12 protein-coding genes and 1 tRNA gene are annotated in these 18,677 nt (G+C 64.3%); 8 read left to right on the top strand and 5 right to left on the bottom strand.

The window, feature by feature from the left end; translation table 11 throughout:
- Window positions 1-26 precede the first annotated feature (26 nt).
- A complete protein-coding gene (locus tag ASR47_RS25060) occupies window positions 27-770 on the top strand; it encodes a helix-turn-helix domain-containing protein (RefSeq protein ID WP_065310512.1) in 744 nt (247 codons plus the stop codon).
- 3 nt (window positions 771-773) lie between these two features.
- Here ASR47_RS25060 and ASR47_RS25065 read toward each other — a convergent pair whose 3' ends face one another.
- The gene (locus tag ASR47_RS25065; RefSeq protein ID WP_065310513.1) at window positions 774-2,222 is read right to left on the bottom strand and encodes a DUF3999 family protein; all 1,449 of its coding nucleotides are present in this window, start codon (window positions 2,220-2,222) and stop codon (window positions 774-776) included.
- Window positions 2,219-5,467: a DUF2339 domain-containing protein gene (locus ASR47_RS25070; RefSeq protein ID WP_065310514.1), complete on the bottom strand. Its 3,249-nt coding sequence runs from the start codon at window positions 5,465-5,467 to the stop codon at window positions 2,219-2,221. Before ASR47_RS25070 ends, ASR47_RS25065 begins: the two co-directional genes overlap by 4 nt.
- Window positions 5,468-5,704: 237 nt before the next feature.
- Between ASR47_RS25070 and ASR47_RS25075 the strand changes: the two genes are divergently transcribed.
- On the top strand, window positions 5,705-7,591 hold the full coding sequence (locus ASR47_RS25075; RefSeq protein WP_065310728.1) for an MFS transporter: 1,887 nt from the start codon (window positions 5,705-5,707) through the stop codon (window positions 7,589-7,591).
- Between the two features lie 21 nt (window positions 7,592-7,612).
- Here the strand turns inward: ASR47_RS25075 and ASR47_RS25080 are convergent, their stop codons facing one another.
- Window positions 7,613-9,148, bottom strand: coding sequence for a hybrid sensor histidine kinase/response regulator (locus ASR47_RS25080; RefSeq protein WP_065310515.1), 1,536 nt, complete (start codon window positions 9,146-9,148; stop codon window positions 7,613-7,615).
- Window positions 9,149-9,156: 8 nt separating this feature from the next.
- Complete coding sequence (locus ASR47_RS25085; RefSeq protein ID WP_065310516.1) at window positions 9,157-10,641, bottom strand: ATPase domain-containing protein; 1,485 nt, start codon at window positions 10,639-10,641, stop codon at window positions 9,157-9,159.
- Between the two features lie 466 nt (window positions 10,642-11,107).
- On the opposite strand from ASR47_RS25085, the gene ASR47_RS25090 reads away from it, so the two are divergent.
- From ASR47_RS25090 to ASR47_RS25115, 6 genes are all read left to right on the top strand, one after another.
- Window positions 11,108-12,337: an efflux RND transporter periplasmic adaptor subunit gene (locus ASR47_RS25090; RefSeq protein WP_065310517.1), complete on the top strand. Its 1,230-nt coding sequence runs from the start codon at window positions 11,108-11,110 to the stop codon at window positions 12,335-12,337.
- Between the two features lie 15 nt (window positions 12,338-12,352).
- Entirely contained in the window at window positions 12,353-15,520 is a 3,168-nt protein-coding gene (locus ASR47_RS25095; protein ID WP_065310518.1) for an efflux RND transporter permease subunit, read from the top strand.
- A gap of 1 nt (window position 15,521) precedes the next feature.
- Entirely contained in the window at window positions 15,522-16,967 is a 1,446-nt protein-coding gene (gene adeC, locus ASR47_RS25100) for an AdeC/AdeK/OprM family multidrug efflux complex outer membrane factor (RefSeq protein WP_065310519.1), read from the top strand.
- Window positions 16,968-17,030: 63 nt separating this feature from the next.
- Entirely contained in the window at window positions 17,031-17,642 is a 612-nt protein-coding gene (locus ASR47_RS25105) for a TetR/AcrR family transcriptional regulator (protein ID WP_065310520.1), read from the top strand.
- Between the two features lie 90 nt (window positions 17,643-17,732).
- Window positions 17,733-17,809, top strand: a tRNA-Pro gene (locus ASR47_RS25110).
- Window positions 17,810-18,111: 302 nt separating this feature from the next.
- Window positions 18,112-18,312, top strand: coding sequence for a hypothetical protein (locus ASR47_RS25115; protein WP_065310521.1), 201 nt, complete (start codon window positions 18,112-18,114; stop codon window positions 18,310-18,312).
- 48 nt (window positions 18,313-18,360) lie between these two features.
- On the opposite strand, the gene ASR47_RS27600 is transcribed toward ASR47_RS25115, so the two are convergent.
- Complete coding sequence (locus ASR47_RS27600; RefSeq protein WP_171899031.1) at window positions 18,361-18,528, bottom strand: hypothetical protein; 168 nt, start codon at window positions 18,526-18,528, stop codon at window positions 18,361-18,363.
- Window positions 18,529-18,677: the final 149 nt, after the last annotated feature.

Below are 18,677 nucleotides of genomic sequence, written 5' to 3' on the forward strand. Positions count from 1 at the left end.
TGCTCTTTATCAAGCGAAGGACGGCCATGCAGCAAACCCACGCCCTGATCGAAGCCCTCAAGCGCCTGCTCAAGGCGCGCAGCGTGACCTATGCCGAACTGGCGCGCAGGATAGGTGTGTCCGAGGCCAGCGTCAAGCGCATGTTTTCGCTCAAACAATTTACCTTGCAACGGATGGAGCAGATCCTGGTGGCCATCGACAGCGATTTCCAGCAGCTGGCGCTGGCCGTGCAGGCGGCGCAAGCGGCGCCGGCCCTGATCACGGGACTGACGTATGCGCAGGAAAAGGAAATCATCGACGACACGAAGTTGTTCATCGTCGCCGTCTCGGCGTTGAACTTGCTGCCGCTGGAACAGATCATCGCCATCTACGACATCAGCGAAGCGCAGGCGGTCAGTTGCCTGCTGCGCCTGGACAAGATCGGTTTCCTCGAACTGCTGCCGAACAACCGGGTCAAGCTGCTGGTGGCGCGCACCTTCGCCTGGATACCGAACGGCCCCATCCATACCTATTTCAAGCAGGAAGCCTACGGCGACTACCTGAACTCGCAGTTCGATGGCGACAACGAGCTGCTGCGCCTGGTGAACGTGATGCTGTCGAAAAAATCCACCGCGGCCCTGCTGGAACGGCTCAAGCAGGTGGCGGTGGAGTTTTCGCGCCTGCACCAGGAAGATGCGCGCCTGCCCAACGAGGAAAGGCTGGCGATCAGCTTCATGCTGGCGGCGCGGCCGTGGATGCCGCAGACCTTCAAGGCGCTGCTGCGCCAGTAGGGTTTAGTGCGGCGGTTGCTCTTGCTTCATCTGCGACAGCAGGCGCCAGGCAAAAAAGCCCAGCACGCCCACGCCCAGCAGCAGCGCGGCCCATAGCGCGGCCAAGCGCCATGGCGGGCCTTTCTCCTGCCTGGCTGGCGCGACATCAGCGGCGCCGGCACGCGCCGTCAGCGCGCCCACGGTGGCGATCGGCAGCGCCTGCAATTCGCCATCGCGGTAGCCGGGCGCCACTTGCGATAGCGGCTGTGCCACCGGCTGGGCATCGGCCTTGCCGAACACCAGGCGATAGGGGGGCTTGCCGCCTGCCAGGAACACCAGCGTTTCCGGCGTCCAGCCCAGGCGCAAGGAGGGGGCGCTGGCCGGCAGCGCCGTGCCTTCGGTCTGCGGACGCAATATCCATTGCGTGGTCTGCACCACCGGCATGGCCAGTTCGCCCGATACGCGTTCCTTGCCGGCGTCGCTGATGCGGTAAAAACTGGTGCTCAGCAGTGGGTCAAAATATTCGCCTTGCGCGGGGCGCGTCTGGCGCTGCAGATGCAAGCGGCGCTGCGGCACGTAATTGTTCTGGCGATAGACACCGAGGGTCACCGGCAGCACCACATTCGCTTGCGCAAATTGCAGTGCGATGCTGTCGGCGGGAATCGCGATCGGCGTGGCGTAACGCCATTCGTTGGCTTGCTTGCCGGCCACGCCCTGCAGCACGATGGACGCGCGCGGCGGCGCCGCCTCGGTTTGGCTGACGGCCTGCGCCGCGATGGCGGCAAACACCAGCGGCTGGCCGTCCTGCCAGCTCAGGCGCGCATAGCGGAAGGCGCGTGGCGCAAAGACGATGCTGTCGTTGGCCAGCGTTTGCGTGTCGCTGTTGCTGAGCCAGTTCAATGTGGTGGTGCCGGCCCCATCCCATTGCTTCAGGTCGTCACTTACCTCCAGCAACACCTGGGCGCTGTAATCGCCGGCGTTGGCGGGCGGCGTAAAGCGCAGCGCGCCGATGCGGCTGCCCGGCGTTTGCGGACCGATATCGAGGATCAGCGCCTGCAGGGTCTTGCCTGCAGTTGCAGTTCCTCCACCGGCGCTGGCACTGACCGACAACAGCCGGCCGTCGTTGCCGGTGCGGATTTCCACATTTTGCAAGCCGCCGCCGCCCGCCGCGCTGCCCGTCACCGGGAAGATGCGCGCGGCGATGCTGCTGCGCTGCGTGTTCGCTTGCGCCGGAGGCGTGCTGATGGCGAACGGCAGGCGCTGGCCGTCGCGGTCGAGCAGGCGCACGTCGGCCAGGTTGCCGGTGCGCGCGTGCAGGTAGACCTCTTTCGGCAGTGGCAAGCGGGCCACGCCGGCGCCGGCCGGCACGGTCAGCGACATGCTCCAGCCGTAGTCGGACGGCTGGTCCGGCGTGGCGTGCGCCAGCGCCGTGCCGCAGGCCAGCGCCGCGCATAACAGCAAGTTCAGTTTCATGCACCCTCCGGTTTTGGCTCAAGCGTGGTCTCGGCCTTGGGGAATGGCGCCAGGTAGCCGATCAGCAGCATCAGCAGGCCCACGCCGACAAACGACACGATGCGGGCGATGCCGCCCACGTTCGACAGGTCGACCAGGAACAGTTTGGCCACGACCAGCACCAGCAGCACCGCGCCCAGGCTCCATTGCTGGCGCCGCTGGTGCTGCGCCGCATGGCGCATCAGCAGCAGGGCGGTGATGCTCCACACCAGCGACAGCATGGCCTGCACGAATTGCGAGGCCATCATGTCATCGAATTCGTACGGCACGCCCATATAGTTCGACACCGTGCGCAGCAGCATCAGGTTGAACCAGCCATAGACAAAACAGGCGGCCGCCACCGGCACGCGCGCCCGGAATTGGTCCAGCCACGGCGGTTGACCGGCCCGCAGCAGGCGCCAGGCAGCGATGCCCAGCAGGATCGCCAGGCCGCTGCTGATATCGAGCGCATTGAGCAACGGCAAATAAGGCAGGGGCGCCATCGCGCCGTTGTCGATGAAATTCCAGGCGGCGATCAGCAGCAGCGACCACGCCGCCCCCAGCGGTATCAGATAGCGCTGGTACCAGCCGGCGACCGGCGCCACCGGCCAGCCGCCGGCACGGCAGCGGCGGATCAGCAGTGCCAGCGCCAGCATCATGGCCCAGGCCGGCAAATAGCGCGACCAGGCCGGGCTGACGGCATCGCCCTGGCCGGCCAGCCAGGCGTCCAGGTGGATCGCGCCTACCGGCCACAGCATCAGCCAGGGCGCGGCAGTGCGCACCGTGTGCAGCAAGCGCAGCATGCGCAGCTCGATGCGCCAGCCGGCGCGCGACCAGGTACGCAGCATGAATTCGCCGGACACCAGGGCGCAGGCCAGCGCCAGCCAGGACAGGCCGGTCGGCATATATTCACGCAGATACAAGGCCATCAGCATGTTGAGGCTCCACAGCCCCAGGCCGATCCAGGCGGCCGGCGTGAACCAGCGCAATTGCGGCCAGGCCAGGCGGCGCGCCAGCAGCGCGAACAGCGGGGTGGTGACGCTGACCGCGATCAGGTACAGCGCCAGCCAGTGCTCGCCCGCGTGCGGATGCGCGCTGTGAACGCCGTCGACCAGGCGCAGCAGCCAGCTGGCGAGCGGGAACAGGATGCCGACAAACCACAGCAGGCCGCTCCACTGCAGCAGTGGCAAGGCGGCCAGCGACAGTTTCGCATCGGCTTCCAGGCGGGCCTGGCGCTGCGTGAACCAGCTGCTCGCCAGCGCCGCGGCGCCCAGCAGCAGTGCGCTCAGGAAGGTGCCTTCGAACAGGTTACCGGAGTGCTCATCCCATTCCAGGCCCATGCGCAGCAACAGCACCACGCCGGCCAGCAGTTGCACCGCCAGCAGCAGCAAGCGCGGGGTTGTCCATTGCAGCCGTTGCGCCAGCCAGAACAGGCCGCCAGCGACGGCCAGGGCGCTGACGGTCAGCAGGTTCAGTTGCGTGATGGCGTCGGTGCGCAGCAGGATTTCTGTCCACAGGCCGCCGAGCAGCCAGGCGGTGGCGCCGCTCAAAAACACCACCGACAGGCCGTGCATCAGCTCGGGCGCGAGCCTGGCGTGCACCACGCCTTGCTGGCGGCGGAAGTTGACCGCCATCAGCAGCGCGGCGGCGGCCAGCAGCAAAAAGCCCAGCCACAGATTCGATTGCAGCGCCAGCTCGGTATTCATGTCGGCCAGAATGCCCAGGAAGGACAGCCAGGCGCCGGCCTGCACCAGCAAACCGAAAGCCCAGGCCAGTGGCTGGCGCTGGCGCAGGCCGACCCAGACGATGCCGGCGCCTTCCAGCGCCCAGGCGGCCGAGGTCCAGCGCCCATCGAGCGCGAACGGAATCGCCAAAGTGCCGAACACGATGCCCAGCGCCAGGAAGGCCTCGGCCAGCAACTTGAAGTGGCCGCTGTGGCGGCGCCACAGCGCCAGCGCCAGGCCGGTGTAGAACAGGCCGGCGGCCAGCGCCGAAAACGCCAGGCCGAAATGCAGGTCCTTGACCAGGCCGTACTGCAGGCCCATGGCGGCCAGCGGCGTGCCGAACACCAGCGTGCCGTCGACGTAATGTTTCAGGCGCGGCGCCTGCCGCGCACAATAGGCGATCGCGATGCCGACATAGAACAGCACGAACAGGATCAAAAACAGCTGGCTCGACAGATAGTTTTCGGGCACATAGCGCAGCAGGCCCCAGGCGGTGGCGACGACAAAGGTAAAGCCGAAGCCGAGCACGTTCAATACGCGCCAGGCGCGTTTCAGGGCGATCGCGAACACGCCGGCGTTGAGCAGCGCGTAATAGCTGAACAGGCCGATATGGCTGCCGCCGCCGGTCGATACCAGGATCGGCACGGCAAAGCCGCCGATAATGCCGAACACGGCCAGCCAGACGGCGTTCTGCAGCACCGCCAGCAGGCAGGTAAAGGCCGTCAGCACGAACAGCAGCACAAAGGCGAGGCCGGCCGGCATCAGTTCGTACAGGCGGAAGGCGCCAAAGGTCACCAGCATCAGGATCGCCAGCGCCGTGCCCTGCAGCGGCAGGCTGATGCCGGGGCGCGCCACGCGGATGCGCCAGGCCCAGGCCAGCAGGGCAACATCCGCCAGCGCGATGCCGGCCAGGCGCAGCTCGATCGGCAAGGTCACTTGCGCCGACACATATTTGAGCAGGAAGCTCACGCCCAGGAACAGGATCAGCAAACCGAGCTTGGCCACCAGGTTGCCCGTGAATAGCCAGGTTTTTGCCTTGGCAAACAGGCTGTTTTCAGGGGCCACCCAGGACGGGGTATTCGGCAGCTCTGGCGCTGGCGGCACGGGCCTGGCCGGCGGCGCAGGAGCTGGTGTTGGCATTGGCGCAGGCTCGGGAGCGGGCCGCGGCGCTGGCTTGTCGAGCGAAATGGTAATCGGCGGTGGTACAAACTCGGGCGCCGGCGCCGGCGCGGGCACGGAGATCGGCATCGGTGGCGCGGCCTCGGCTGGCGGCGCCGGTTCCACCCGGGCTTCGGTCCTGGCTTCCACCGTGGCGTCGGCCTGCTTGCGCGCTCTGGCCGGCCCGAGATCGAGCACTGTCAGGCGCTCCTGGATACTGTCGACTTCGCGGCGCAAGCGCGCAGTGGCGGCTTCGAGCTCCGCCACTTTGCGGCGGCTTTTCAGCGCGACGACAAAGGCGGTAATCAACAAACCCAGCAATACCAGCGGTATCAATACAAACATAGGTCGGCTTTCCTGTCAGGACAGGGTGCGAGCGGCACCCGATGTATGCGCACCTTACCTTATTATCAAGATATGCGGTTTTCTTGTAGCCATGCGGAAATTCTATTTGAAGAAGGTGCCAGCATGTAATCTAGGTCGGCTGCCCGTATTGATTACAAGCAAGACCAAGACATTCAGATTGTCGTGCGCAGGATAGTGCTGTATTTTAGCAATTCGTTCACTTCCCATTTCTCCGCCATGAGTCAGAGCAGCCAGTTTTCCTTGTTGTCGCAGCGCCGCTTCGGGCCGTTTTTCTGGACCCAGTTCTTCGGCGCCTTCAACGACAATCTGTTCAAGACCGCCTTGATGGTGATCCTGGCCTACGATGCCCTGAGCTGGACCACGCTCGATGCATCGACCATCACCAACCTGATACCCGGGCTGTTCATCCTGCCCTATGTGGTGTTCTCGGCCACCGCCGGCCAGCTGGCCGACAAGTTTGAAAAGGCCGGGCTGGCGCGCTTCGTGAAATGGATGGAGCTGGTCATCATGGCGATCGCCGCCGCCGGCTGGATGACGCATACCCTGTGGCTGCTGGTGGCGGCCGTGGTCGGCATGGGCATTCACTCCACGCTGTTTGGCCCCGTCAAATATGCCTATTTGCCGCAGCAGCTGAAACCCGAGGAACTGGTCGGTGGCAACGGCCTGATCGAAATGGGCACCTTTGTCGGCATCCTGCTCGGTGAAATCCTCGGCGCCGTGCTGATCGTGCACAAGCCGTTCGGCGTGGAACTGGTGGCCGGTGCGACCATCGCGGTGTCCATTTTTGGTTTGATCGCCAGCTACCGCGTGCCGCGCACGCCGGCGCCCGAGCCGGATCTGAAGGTCAGTCTCAATTTCGTCGCCGAATCGTTCCGCAACCTCAATTTTTCGCGCAAGAACCGGCCCGTCTTCCTGGCCATGCTGGGCAACTCCTGGTTCTGGTTCTATGGCGCGCTGATCCTGGCGCAGTTCCCCGTGTATTCCAAGGATTTCCTGCATGGCGACCACAGCGTGTTCGTGCTGCTGCTGACGGTGTTTTCGGTCGGCATCGGCACCGGTTCGCTGCTGTGCGAACGCCTGTCCGGCCACAAGATCGAGATCGGCCTGGTGCCGTTCGGCTCGATCGGCCTGTCGCTGTTCGGCATCGACCTGTACTTTGCCAGCAATGCCTATGCGAACACGCAGATCGTCGATGCGCTGGCGTTCGTCAGCCAGGCTGGCGTGCCGCGCATCCTGATCGACATCGTCATGATCGGCGTGTTCGGCGGCTTTTTCATCGTGCCGCTGTTCGCGCTGATCCAGACGCGCTGCGACCCGAAACATATTTCGCGCACGATTGCCGGCATGAATATCCTCAATGCCCTGTTCATGGTGGCGGCGGCTGGCCTGGCCATCGTGCTGCTGGGACAAGGCTTTACCATACCGCAGCTGTTCCTGATCACCGCCATCCTGAACGCGCTGGTGGCCGCCTATATCTTCTCGCTGGTGCCGGAATTCCTGATGCGCTTCCTGGCCTGGATCCTGATCCAGACCGTGCACCGCGTGAAGGTGGTCGATGGCGAGCGGATTCCCGCCGAGGGCGCGGCCGTGCTGGTGTGCAATCATGTGAGCTATGTGGACGCCATCGTCATCGTCGCCGCCAGCCCGCGCCCGATCCGCTTCGTGATGGACCACAAGATCTTCAAGATGCCGCTGATGGGCTGGTTGTTCCGCACCGCCAAGGCGATCCCGATCGCCTCGGCCAAGGACGATCCTTTCCTGATGGAGCGCGCCTTTGTCGATATCGCCCAGGCCCTGCACGAAGGCGACCTGGTGTGCATCTTCCCGGAAGGCAAGCTCACGCGCACGGGCCAGATCAGCGAGTTCAAGGGCGGCATCGCCAAGATCGTCGCGCGCAGCAAGGTGCCGGTGATCCCGCTGGCGCTGCGCGGCCTGTGGGGCCATCTGCTCAGCCACCGCAATGGACATCTGTTCGAACGCGCCTTCAAGGCCGGCCTGCGCTCGCGCCTGTCGCTGGCGGTCGGCCTGCCGGTGGCGCCCGAGGACGCCACGCCCGAATTGCTGCAACAAAAGGTGCAGGATTTGCGCGGCAAGTGGAAGTAAGGAGCCGTGAGAAAACAAGTGTCACATTTGGGCGGTTCTGGCTCGATGCGATGCAAGGTGCTGTTCCAGCAGCGCGGTAATCGCCATGTAGTCGGCCGGCTTGGTCAGGTGAAAGTCGAAGCCCGCCTCCACGGTGCGCTGGCGGGTGTCGCCCTGGCCCCAGCCCGTCAGCGCGATCATCAGGCAATCGCGCCCGTTGGCCAGCCGGCGCACCTGGCGCGCCGTTTCATAGCCATCCATGCCCGGCATGCCCAGGTCCATCACGATCAGCCGCGGCCAGGCCAGCGCCACTTGCGCCAAAGCCTGCTGGCCGTCGTAGGCGACCACCGCCACATGGCCATCGAGCTGGAACATGGTTTGCAGCGCGTCGGCCGCATCGCGGTTGTCGTCCACCACCAGTATCCGCACGGCCGCGCCCGGGGCCGCGTTCGCCGGGCCCGGTGCGGCCGGCGCGACCACTGACTGTGGCGCTTCCCAGGCCGGCAGGGTGACCACGAAACGGCTGCCTTGCCCTGCGCCGGCGCTATACGCTTGCACGCTGCCGCCATGCAGTTCGGCAAACTGGCGCGCCAGGCTCAGGCCAATGCCCAGGCCGCTGGCCAGCTGTCCCGATGGCGCGCGGCTTTGCTCGAACATCGAAAAGATGCGCGGAATCGCTTCGGCATCGAGACCGATGCCATTGTCCGCCAGGCTCACCTGCACCTGTTCGCCGGCCATCTGCGCGCTGATGTGGATGTGGCCGCCCGGCGGCGTGAATTTGATGGCGTTCGAGACAATATTCGAGAAAATCTGCACCAGGCGTGTATGGTCGGCGTGCAGCAGTAGCGGTTGCGGCGGCAAGTCCAGCGTCAGCGCGATGCCCTTGGCGCTGGCCGGTTCCTGGCACAGTTCCACCACATGGCCGATGATCTGCCCGAGCAGCACATCCTGGCGCTGCAAGGTTACCTTGCCGGTGGTGATGCGCGCCACGTCGAGCAAGTCGTCGACCAGGCGCGTGAGCTGCGCAACCTGGCGCTCGATCACGTCCCTGACCTTGGTGATCTGCTCGGCGTCCGGATACAGCCGGCTCAGCACGGCGGCCGAGCTGCGGATCGGCGCCAGCGGATTGCGCAACTCGTGGCCCAGGGTGGCGATGAATTCATCCTTGCGGCGCGCGCTTTCGCGCACCTGGTACTGGCGCGCGCGGGCGCGCAGCATGGCGTGGGCCGAGGTGATCAGGGTCACTGCGCGCACCGGTCGTTCCAGCAGGGTCAGGTTGCCCAGGGTGGCGATGGCCTGCCGCAGCGGCAGGGAATCCTGGCCGCTGCGCGTGAGCAGCAGGATCGGCAGGTCTGACCAGTCAGCTTGCTGCCGCGCGTAATCGTTGAGTACCTGCCAGGCGCCCGCAGGCAGCGCTTCTTCCACCGTCAGCACGCCGCCCGCGCCCAGGCTCAGCTGCTGCGCCAGTTCGCCGGCCGAGGCGCAGGCCAGGCTGTCGATGGCGCCGCTGGCCAGCACCCTGACGGCCAGGGCGGCGTCCTGGCCTGCCGGCGCGTGGATCAGGATGCGCTGTTCCATGTTGCAACCTAGGGGAAGGGCGTGCCGCCGACGGTGGGCATGCCCGACAGGATGCCGTGGAAGCCCGCCAGCGCCGGGCCGATGCGGATGCCCTGCGCGCCGATCTCGAAGCGGCGGATACTGCGTTCATGTGCACCAGCGCGTTTCTTGAACACGGAGATGGCTTGCCGCACTTCGCCTTCGGTTTCGTAGTAGCGCAGCATGATGACGCTGTCGGCCAGGTAGCTGGCGTCGGCCGAGGTGGTGGTCGCCATGCCGATCATGTTCTGCTGCACCCCCACCAGCAAGGTGGCCACGCCGCGCTGGCTCAGGTAGTTCAGCAGCTCGTGCAGATAGGTGCTTTGAAAGCGTTCGTCGGGCACCGCGTTCATGTAGCCGTTCAGGCTGTCGATGACAATCACGCGCGCCCCGCGTTCGGCTGCGTCGACCACCGCCTGGGCGAATTCACCGGGTGTCAGTTCGGCCGGATCGATCTGCTGTACGCTGAGCAGGCCCTTGTCGAGCGCCTCGCGCAAGCGCATGCCCACGCCGTCGGTACGGTTGAGCAGCTTGCTGCGCGCTTCCTCGAACAGGAACATGGCGCACGCTTCGCCGCGCAAGGCGGCCGCATGCACGAACTGCGCCGCCAGAGTCGACTTGCCGCTGCCGGCCGGGCCGGAAATGAGCGTGCTCATGCCTTCTTCCAGGCCGCCGCCTATCATGGCGTCGAGTTCCTCCACGCCGCTCGACAGGCTGGCGCGCATGGTGTCGCTGCGGCTGTCGGCCGCCACCAGGCGCGGATAGACCACCAGGCCACGATGGGCGATCTTGTAGTCGTGCGCGCCGCCGCGAAACGCCACGCCGCGGTATTTCACCACGCGCACGCGGCGCCGGTCATTGCCATAGGCCTGGGTCTGCAGTTCGAGCGAGATCACGCAATGGGCCACGCTGCGCACCTGCAAGCCGTCGTCCATGGCGGAGCGGTCGTCGATCAGCACGGTGGTGCAGTGGCGGCTGGCCAGGTATTGTTTCAGCGCCACCACCTGGCGCCGGTAGCGCAGCGGGTTTTCCGCCAGCAGTTGCAGTTCTGACAGGGAATCGAGCACCAGCCTGGCTGGCCGGTGCTTGTCGATCGCCGCCAGGATGCGCTGGTTGGTGGCCGCCAGTTCGATCTCGGACGGGTGGAAGATGGTGTACTGGCGGTCCGGGTCGAGCATGTCGTCGCTGGGCGCCACTTCCTCGATGCCGATGCCGGCCAGGTCCCAGCCGTGCGAGCGGGCCGCGCCGCGCAATTCGATTTCGGATTCGGCCAGCGCCATGTACAGCACGCGTTCACCGGCGCGCACGCCTTCCATCAGGAACTGCAGCGCCAGGGTGGTCTTGCCGGTGCCCGGTATGCCTTCGAGCAGGTACAGGCGGTCCGGTTCCATGCCGCCCGACAGGATCGCATCGAGCCCCGGCACGCCGGTCGAGCGCAGCACCGTGGCAGGCTGCGGCAGGGTGTTTGCTTGCATGGGTGCCGGTGTCGTCATTGCCGCTCGCTGTTCCCGGCCAGGCAAACCGCCTCAGCCGTATTGGCCAGCCTGTCCATTCAGGCCGGTAAATATGGTAATGGATTTGCATGATAATGTCTTTTCGATACCATTGGTAAATAAGTATGTTGATGAGGCCGGCTTTGGTGCTGGCGCAACGCTTGCCATGCTGGCAAGCAAAAAAAGCGCGACCCTGCTACAGTAGCTGTGCAAATCCTTCCCCGCCACACCGTCGTACCGTCGCCTGCCAGCTCTGTTTCACGCAAGGCAAGCCACTGCCGTGACTGAATCGTTGCCGTACCGATCATCAAAGAATTGGAAAAAGTTTCCATGTATCAATTGTAAATCTGCTTGACGATTTTAGAATGATCGTTCATTCTTTGATCTGCGTTAATAAATTTCCCCATTTCTAACGACACTAGCCCGCTTCTTTTTCAGAAAGTCCAAGATGCAACCAACATTTTCCCTGACGTCGCCGCGTACGAGCGGCGCTATTGCCGTCCTGTGCGCCACAGTAATGATGGCCGGCTGCAGTAAAAAACAGGCCGCCCCGCCGCCGCAGCAAGCGCCGCAGGTAGTCGTGTTTACTGTTAATCCGGCCGCGTTGCCGATGGTGGCCGACCTGTCCGGCCGGACCAATGCGTATCAAGTGGCCGATGTGCGTCCGCAAGTGGGCGGCCTGATCCAGAAGCGCCTGTTCGTCGAAGGCGCCGATGTAAAAGCCGGCACGCCGCTGTACCAGATCGACTCGGCCAGCTACCGTGCTTCCTACAATTCGGCCAAGGCCGCATTGACCAAGGCCAAGGCCAACCTGCTCACTTCCGGTCCGAAAGCCGCGCGCTACAAGGAACTGGTCGCCATCGAAGGCGTCAGCCGCCAGGAATACGACGATGCCGTCGCCGCCTACGAGCAGGCCAAGGCCGATGTGGAAGCGGCCACCGCCGCGCTGGAATCGGCCAATATCAACGTGCGCTACACCACCGTGACGGCACCGATCAGCGGCCGCACCAGCCGCTCGACCGTGACGGCCGGCGCGCTGGTGACCGCCGGCCAGGCCGAAGCCCTGACCACGGTGCAGCAGCTCGATCCGATCTATGTCGACGTGACCCAGTCGAGCACCGACCTGCTGCGCCTGAAGCGCCAGCTGGCCGACGGCAGCCTGAAGAAAGCTGGCGACGGCCAGGCCAAGGTCAATTTGATCTTGCCGGACGGCAGCAAGTACAGCGAACCGGGCAAGCTGCAGTTCTCCGGCGTCAGCGTCGAGCCGACCACCGGCAACGTGGTGCTGCGCGCGCTGTTCCCGAATCCGAAAGGCGAGCTGCTGCCAGGCATGTTCGTACGTGCCCAGCTGGAAACCGGTATCAACGACAAGGCCATTACCGTGCCGCAAGTGGGCGTGTCGCGCAACCAGAAGGGCGAAGCCACCGCCATGATCCTGAACAAGGAAAACAAGGTCGAGCCGCGCGTCATCACCACCAACGGCACCTCCGGCACCAGCTGGATCGTGACGTCCGGCCTGGCCGCCGGCGACCGTGTGATCGTGGAAGGCTTGCAAAAAATCAAGCCGGGCGCACCTGCCGTCGCCGTGCCTGCCGCCGCGCCCGCCGCAGCCGGTGGCGCGCCAGCCGCACCAGGCGCCGCACCAGCCGCGTCCGCACCAGCGGCCAGCGCCCAATAATTCAGGAGAATATTAATGGCCCGTTTTTTCATTGACCGCCCGATTTTTGCGTGGGTGGTCGCGATCGTGATCATGCTTGCCGGCATAATCTCGATCCTCAGTTTGCCCATTGCGCAGTATCCAAGCATCGCGCCGCCGTCGATCTCGATCAGCGGCTCCTACCCTGGCGCCTCGGCCAAGACGGTGGAAGACGCCGTGACCCAGGTCATCGAACAGAAGATGAAGGGTATCGACGGCTTGCGCTATATGTCCTCGTCGAGCGATTCGACCGGCGGCATCAGCATCACGCTGACGTTTACCAACGGCACCAATCCCGACATCGCCCAGGTGCAGGTACAGAACAAGCTGCAGCTGGCCACGCCACTGCTGCCGACCGCTGTCACGCAACAGGGCCTGGTAGTGGCCAAGGCCACCAAGAACTTCATGATCGTGTTCGGCTTCATCTCCGAAGACGGCAGCATGAACCAGACCGACTTGAGCGATTACGTCGCCGCCAACGTGGTCGATCCGCTGAGCCGCGTGCCCGGCGTCGGCGACGTCACCCTGTTCGGTTCGCAGTACGCGATGCGCATCTGGCTCGATCCGGCCAAGCTGCAAAGCTTCCAGCTGACCCCGGCCGACGTCATCACCTCGATCCAGGCGCAGAACGCCGAAGTATCGGCCGGTGAGTTGGGCGGCGCGCCAGCCGTTGCTGGCCAGCAGCTGAACGCCACCGTCTCGGCGCAAAGCCGGCTGCAGACCGCCGAGCAGTTCGGCGCCATCCTGCTGAAAACCACCACCGGCGGCGCGCAAGTGCTGTTGAAGGACGTGGCGCGCATGGAGCTGGGCCGCGAGAACTACAACACGGTGGCCCGCTACAACGGCAACGCCGCCACCGGTATCGCCATCAAGCTGGCCACCGGCGCCAATGCGCTCGACACCGCCACCGCCGTCAAGGCGATGGTCGCTACCCTGGGCAAGCAGTTCCCGGCTGGCATGAAAGCCGTCGTCGCGTTCGACACCACGCCATTCGTCAAGCTGTCGATCGAAGAAGTGGTGAAAACCCTGGTCGAAGCGGTGATCCTGGTATTCCTGGTGATGTATCTGTTCCTGCAGAACTTCCGTGCCACCCTGATCCCGACCATGGCCGTGCCGGTGGTGCTGCTCGGTACCTTCGGTATCCTGAACGCTTTCGGCTACTCGATCAATACGCTGACCATGTTCGCCATGGTGCTGGCGATCGGCTTGCTGGTCGATGACGCCATCGTGGTGGTGGAAAACGTCGAGCGGGTGATGAGCGAAGAGGGCTTGTCGCCGCTGGAAGCGACGCGCAAGTCGATGACGCAGATTACCGGTGCGCTGGTCGGTATCGCCATGGTGCTGTCGGCCGTGTTCGTGCCGATGGCCTTCTTTGCCGGCTCGACCGGCGTGATTTACCGCCAGTTTTCCATTACGATCGTCTCCTCGATGGTGCTGTCGGTGATCGTCGCGATGGTGTTTACGCCAGCGCTGTGCGCCACCATCCTGAAGCCGGTCGAAAAAGGCCATCACGCCACCAACAAGGGTTTCTTCGGCTGGTTCAACCGCAGTTTTGACCGCAGCAGCGAAAAATACCAGGGCTTCGTGGGCAGCATGATCACCCACCGCCTGCGTTCGATGCTGATGTACCTGGTGCTGCTGGTGGCGCTGGTGCTGGTGTTCATGCGCCTGCCAACGTCGTTCCTGCCGGAAGAAGACCAGGGCATCCTGTTTACCCAGATCCAGCTGCCGACGGGCGCCACGCAAGAGCGCACCCTGGGCGTCATCAAGCAGGTCGAGCAGCACTTCATGACCAATGAAAAAGCCAATGTCGCTTCGGTGTTTGCGGTGGCCGGCTTCAGCTTCGGCGGCAATGGCCAGAACACCGGTATCGCCTTCGTGCGCCTGAAAGACTGGTCCGAACGCAAGGCGGGCGACGCCAAGGCGTCCGCCGTTGCCGGCCGCGCCATGGGCGCGCTGCTGCAGCTGAAAGACGCGATGGTGTTTACGTTTGCGCCACCGGCGGTGCTGGAACTGGGTAACGCCACCGGTTTCGACATGCAGCTGCAGGACACCGGCGGCGTCGGGCATGACGCCCTGATGGCGGCGCGTAACCAGCTGCTGGGCATGGCCGCGCAAAACCCGGTCATGGTCGGCGTGCGTCCGAACGGCCAGGAAGACACGCCGCAGTACAAGATCGACATCGACCAGCAGAAAGCCACCTCGCTGGGCCTGAAGATCGACGAAATCAACCGCGTGCTGTCCGTCGGCTGGGGTAGTGCGTATGTGAATGACTTCATCGACCGCGGCCGCGTGAAGAAGGTCTACATGCAGGGCGAAGCCAGTTCGCGCATGGTGCCGGAAGACCTGAGCAAGTGGTACGTGCGCAATAGCGCCGGCGAAATGGTGCCGTTCTCGGCCTTTGCCACCGGCAAGTGGATCTACGCTTCGCCACGCCTGGAGCGCTACAACGGCTTGCCATCGATGGAAATCCTCGGCACGCCGGCGCCTGGCCAAAGCACGGGCGCGGCCATGAATGCGATGGAAGAAATGGTCGCCAAGCTGCCGCCTGGCATCGGCCTGTCGTGGACCGGCACCTCGCTCGAAGAGCGCGAGTCCGGTTCGCAGACGCCGCAGCTGTACGCCATTTCGCTGCTGATCGTGTTCCTGTGCCTGGCCGCGCTGTATGAAAGCTGGTCGATTCCGTTCTCGGTGCTGCTGGTCGTGCCGCTGGGCGTGATCGGTACCGTGCTCGGCACCTGGCTGTTCGGCCTGTCGAACGATGTCTACTTCCAGGTGGGCTTGCTGACCGTGGTGGGCCTGTCGGCGAAGAACGCGATTCTGATCGTCGAGTTTGCGAAGGAAATGCAGGAATCGGGCATGTCGCTGCTGGACGCGACCTTGCATGCGGTGCGCCTGCGCCTGCGTCCTATTCTGATGACCTCGATCGCTTTCGGCCTGGGCGTGCTGCCACTGGCCATTTCCAGCGGCGCCGGTTCGGGCAGCCAGAACGCCATCGGTATCGGCGTGCTGGGCGGGATGCTGACAGCCACCTTCCTCGGTATCTTCTTCGTGCCGGTGTTCTTCGTGCTGGTGCGCGGCTTCTTCTCGAAGTCCGATGACAAGCAAGGTACGCCAGCGACGCCTGGTGCGCCAGCCGTCACGCTTTCCAAGGATGCACATTAATATGAAAAAAACGCTACTTTCCATGGCGGCGCTGGCCTTGCTGGCCGGCTGCAGCCTGGCTCCCACCTACGAGCGTCCAGCCGCGCCGTCCCCAAGCGCCTGGCCGAGCGGCCCGTCGTACAAGGCCGACGCGCCAGCCGGCGCCACGGCGGTGTCCGACATCGCCTGGCGCGATTTCTTTGCCGACGCGCGCCTGCGCCAGGTGATCGAACTGGCGCTGGCCAACAACCGTGATTTGCGCGTGTCGATCCTGAACATCGAAAAAGCCCGCGCCACCTACGGCATCGAACGCGCTGCCCTGATACCGACCCTGTCGGCCTCGGGCGGCCAGACGGCCACGCGCATTCCGAAAAACCAGAGCGCCAACGGCGACGCGTCGATCACGCGCCAGTACACGGCCAACCTTGGCGTGTCGGCCTACGAGCTGGACTTTTTCGGCCGCGTGCGCAGCCTGTCCGACAGCGCGCTGGAACAATACCTGGGTACCGAAGAAGCCCGCCGCGCCCAGCAGATCACGCTGGTGTCCGAAGTGGCCAGCAGCTACCTGAACCTGGTGGCCGACCAGCAGCGCCTGCGCGTGGCGCAGGACACCCTGCGCAGCCAGCAGGCCAGCTATACCCTGGCCGAGCGCCGCTTCAGCGCCGGCGCCACCTCGGGCCTGGACAAGTACAACGCCCAGACCAGCGTGGAGCTGGCCCGTTCCGACGTGGCCGTCTACACCAGCCAGGTCGCGCTCGACCAGAACGCTTTGACCCTCCTGGTCGGCAGCGGCGTGCCAGCCGAACTGATGCCGCAAGCCGAATTCGGCGCGGTGGCCACCCTGGCCGATGTGCCCGCCGGCGTGCCGTCGGAGGTGCTGCAACGCCGTCCCGACGTGCTGGTGGCCGAGCGCACTTTGCGCGCCGCCAACGCCAATATCGGCGCGGCGCGCGCCGCCTTCTTCCCGCGCATTTCGTTGACCGCCACCGCCGGTTCGGCCAGCAGCAGCCTGTCCGGCCTGTTCAAGGCCGGCAGCGGCGCCTGGAGTTTCCTTCCGCAGATCAGCCTGCCGATTTTCGATGGTGGCGTGAACCGCGCCAACCTCGATATCGCCAAGGTCAATCGCGAGATCTCGGTGGCGCAATACGAAAAGGCGATCCAGGTCGCCTTCCGTGAAGTGTCCGACGCGCTGGCCCAGCGCGGCACCATCGACGAGCGCCTGCAGTCGCAGGAAGCGCTGGTCGAGGCGTCGACGAAGAGCTACACCATCCAGGACGCGCGCTACAAGCAGGGCGCGGAAACCTACCTGAACGCCCTGATCGCCCAGCGCGCGCTGTACACCGCGCAGCAAAGCCTGATCACGGCGCGCCTGGCCAAATCGACCAACCTGGTGACCTTGTACAAGGTGCTGGGCGGCGGTTGGCAGCCTGAGCAAACAGCCGTCGCAGCGGCTGGCGCTGCCCAGTAATCACGGGCACGCCGACGCCGGCCTTGTCCGCAAGGGCAGGGCCGGCGCGCAACGGGAAAAAACATGAATCAAGAGAAAAAACATCCGAGCCTGGAGCGGGCCAACAGCCGCCGCAAACAGGTGCTGGATGCGGCCGCCTGCTGTTTCAGCCGGCACGGCTTTCACGGCGCCAGCATGGCGGAAATTTCGAAGACCGCCGGCATGAGCGCCGGCCATATCTACAACTACTTCGACAGCAAGGACGCCATCATCGCCGCCTTTGTCGAGCAGAACATGGAGCGCGTGTCGAACATCATGCACGACCTGGCGCAGAGCGACGATCCGCTGCAGGCGATGATCGACGACGTCGAGAAACGGGTGCAGGAATGCCTGGACCCGTCAATCTGGGCGGTGCCGCTCGAGATCCACTCGGAAGCATCGCGCAACCCGAAGATCGCCGCCACCATGCAGGCGGCCGACCAGCGCTCGCGCGGCCAGCTGTTCGCCATCGTCACGGCGGCCCGCGAAAAGCGCGGCCTGCCCGCCGGCGAAGACCTGGTGGAAGGGCGCATCAACGCCATGATCGCCATGTACCAGGGCCTGGCGGTGCGCCATGTGCACAACCCGGGCGTGCTGAACCCCGGCCTGGTCGACGGCGTACGCACGGCCATACGCGCGCTGATGCTGGGCGAATAAGAGGACGCTGGCGGGTTTTTGATCCCGGCAATGATTCGCATGGAAAGCATGGCAAAAACCCAAAAGCGTCTGCTATAATCTTTACCTCGTCGGGGCGTAGCGCAGCCTGGTAGCGTACGTGCATGGGGTGCACGGGGTCAGAGGTTCGAATCCTCTCGTCCCGACCAATAGATTCAAGGACTTAGGCCAATCTTCGGATTGGCCTTTTTCATGGGCGCGATGTTTGCCCCTACAAGTCAGCGGCCTCACATTACTCCTTGTGAAACCACTTGAAACGCTGACTTTCGCCCTTGCTGTCGGCGACGCATTTTTGCTGCCAGGCGGCCACTTGCTGAGCTTGCCGCAGGTGCTGCGTTTCGGATCAGCAAATATGCGGGTGCGGCTTGGCTCGCCAGGTGGTGGCTAGTGGTGCGAGCTGGATTAATCATCATGCTATATGCTTACCTTTTACCATCACTGGAGATTGACTATGACCGTAGAACCATGGGATTCGGACGTCGAGCTTGAGGTTCAAGAAAGGGCTCGCGAAATCGAAGCAGTTGGCGGCGCCTTGCTTAACAATGCGCGGACGTTGGTGGGCATTCATTTCGACAGCGCGTTTCAAAATGATCCCGCTGTGATCGCTGCGGTTTTCCAGGGCCTGGTTGCATTGCATGGGCCCATAAAGTAATTTTTCAATAGGTGGGGTGCCCATCACGCCACCTTTGCGATCTGGCGTTCATGCGCGAAGTTGGCGAGGATCAGGGCCTTGGCCAGCCCCGGGCAGCATCGCCGCGATGATGTAACCGTCGGGGAAGCCCTGGGCTCGGAACAGTTCGCGCGGCTGCAGCATGCGCAGGCAGATGTCGACGATCTGTAATTCCTGCCCCTGGCGAACTTCATGCATCTGCGCAGCGGCACGGACAAGCGCCCTGCGGGGTAATGCCGTTCAGTTAAGCTGTCTGATGCGTTGAATGCGTAAGGCCTGAAAACGTAGAAACGGCGGGCCGGAGACGCGAGTCCGAGAAAATGCCGATGGCGGCGTTGCAGCTCCTG

Source organism: Janthinobacterium psychrotolerans (genome assembly GCF_001677885.1).
Lineage (GTDB): Bacteria > Pseudomonadota > Gammaproteobacteria > Burkholderiales > Burkholderiaceae_D > Janthinobacterium > Janthinobacterium psychrotolerans.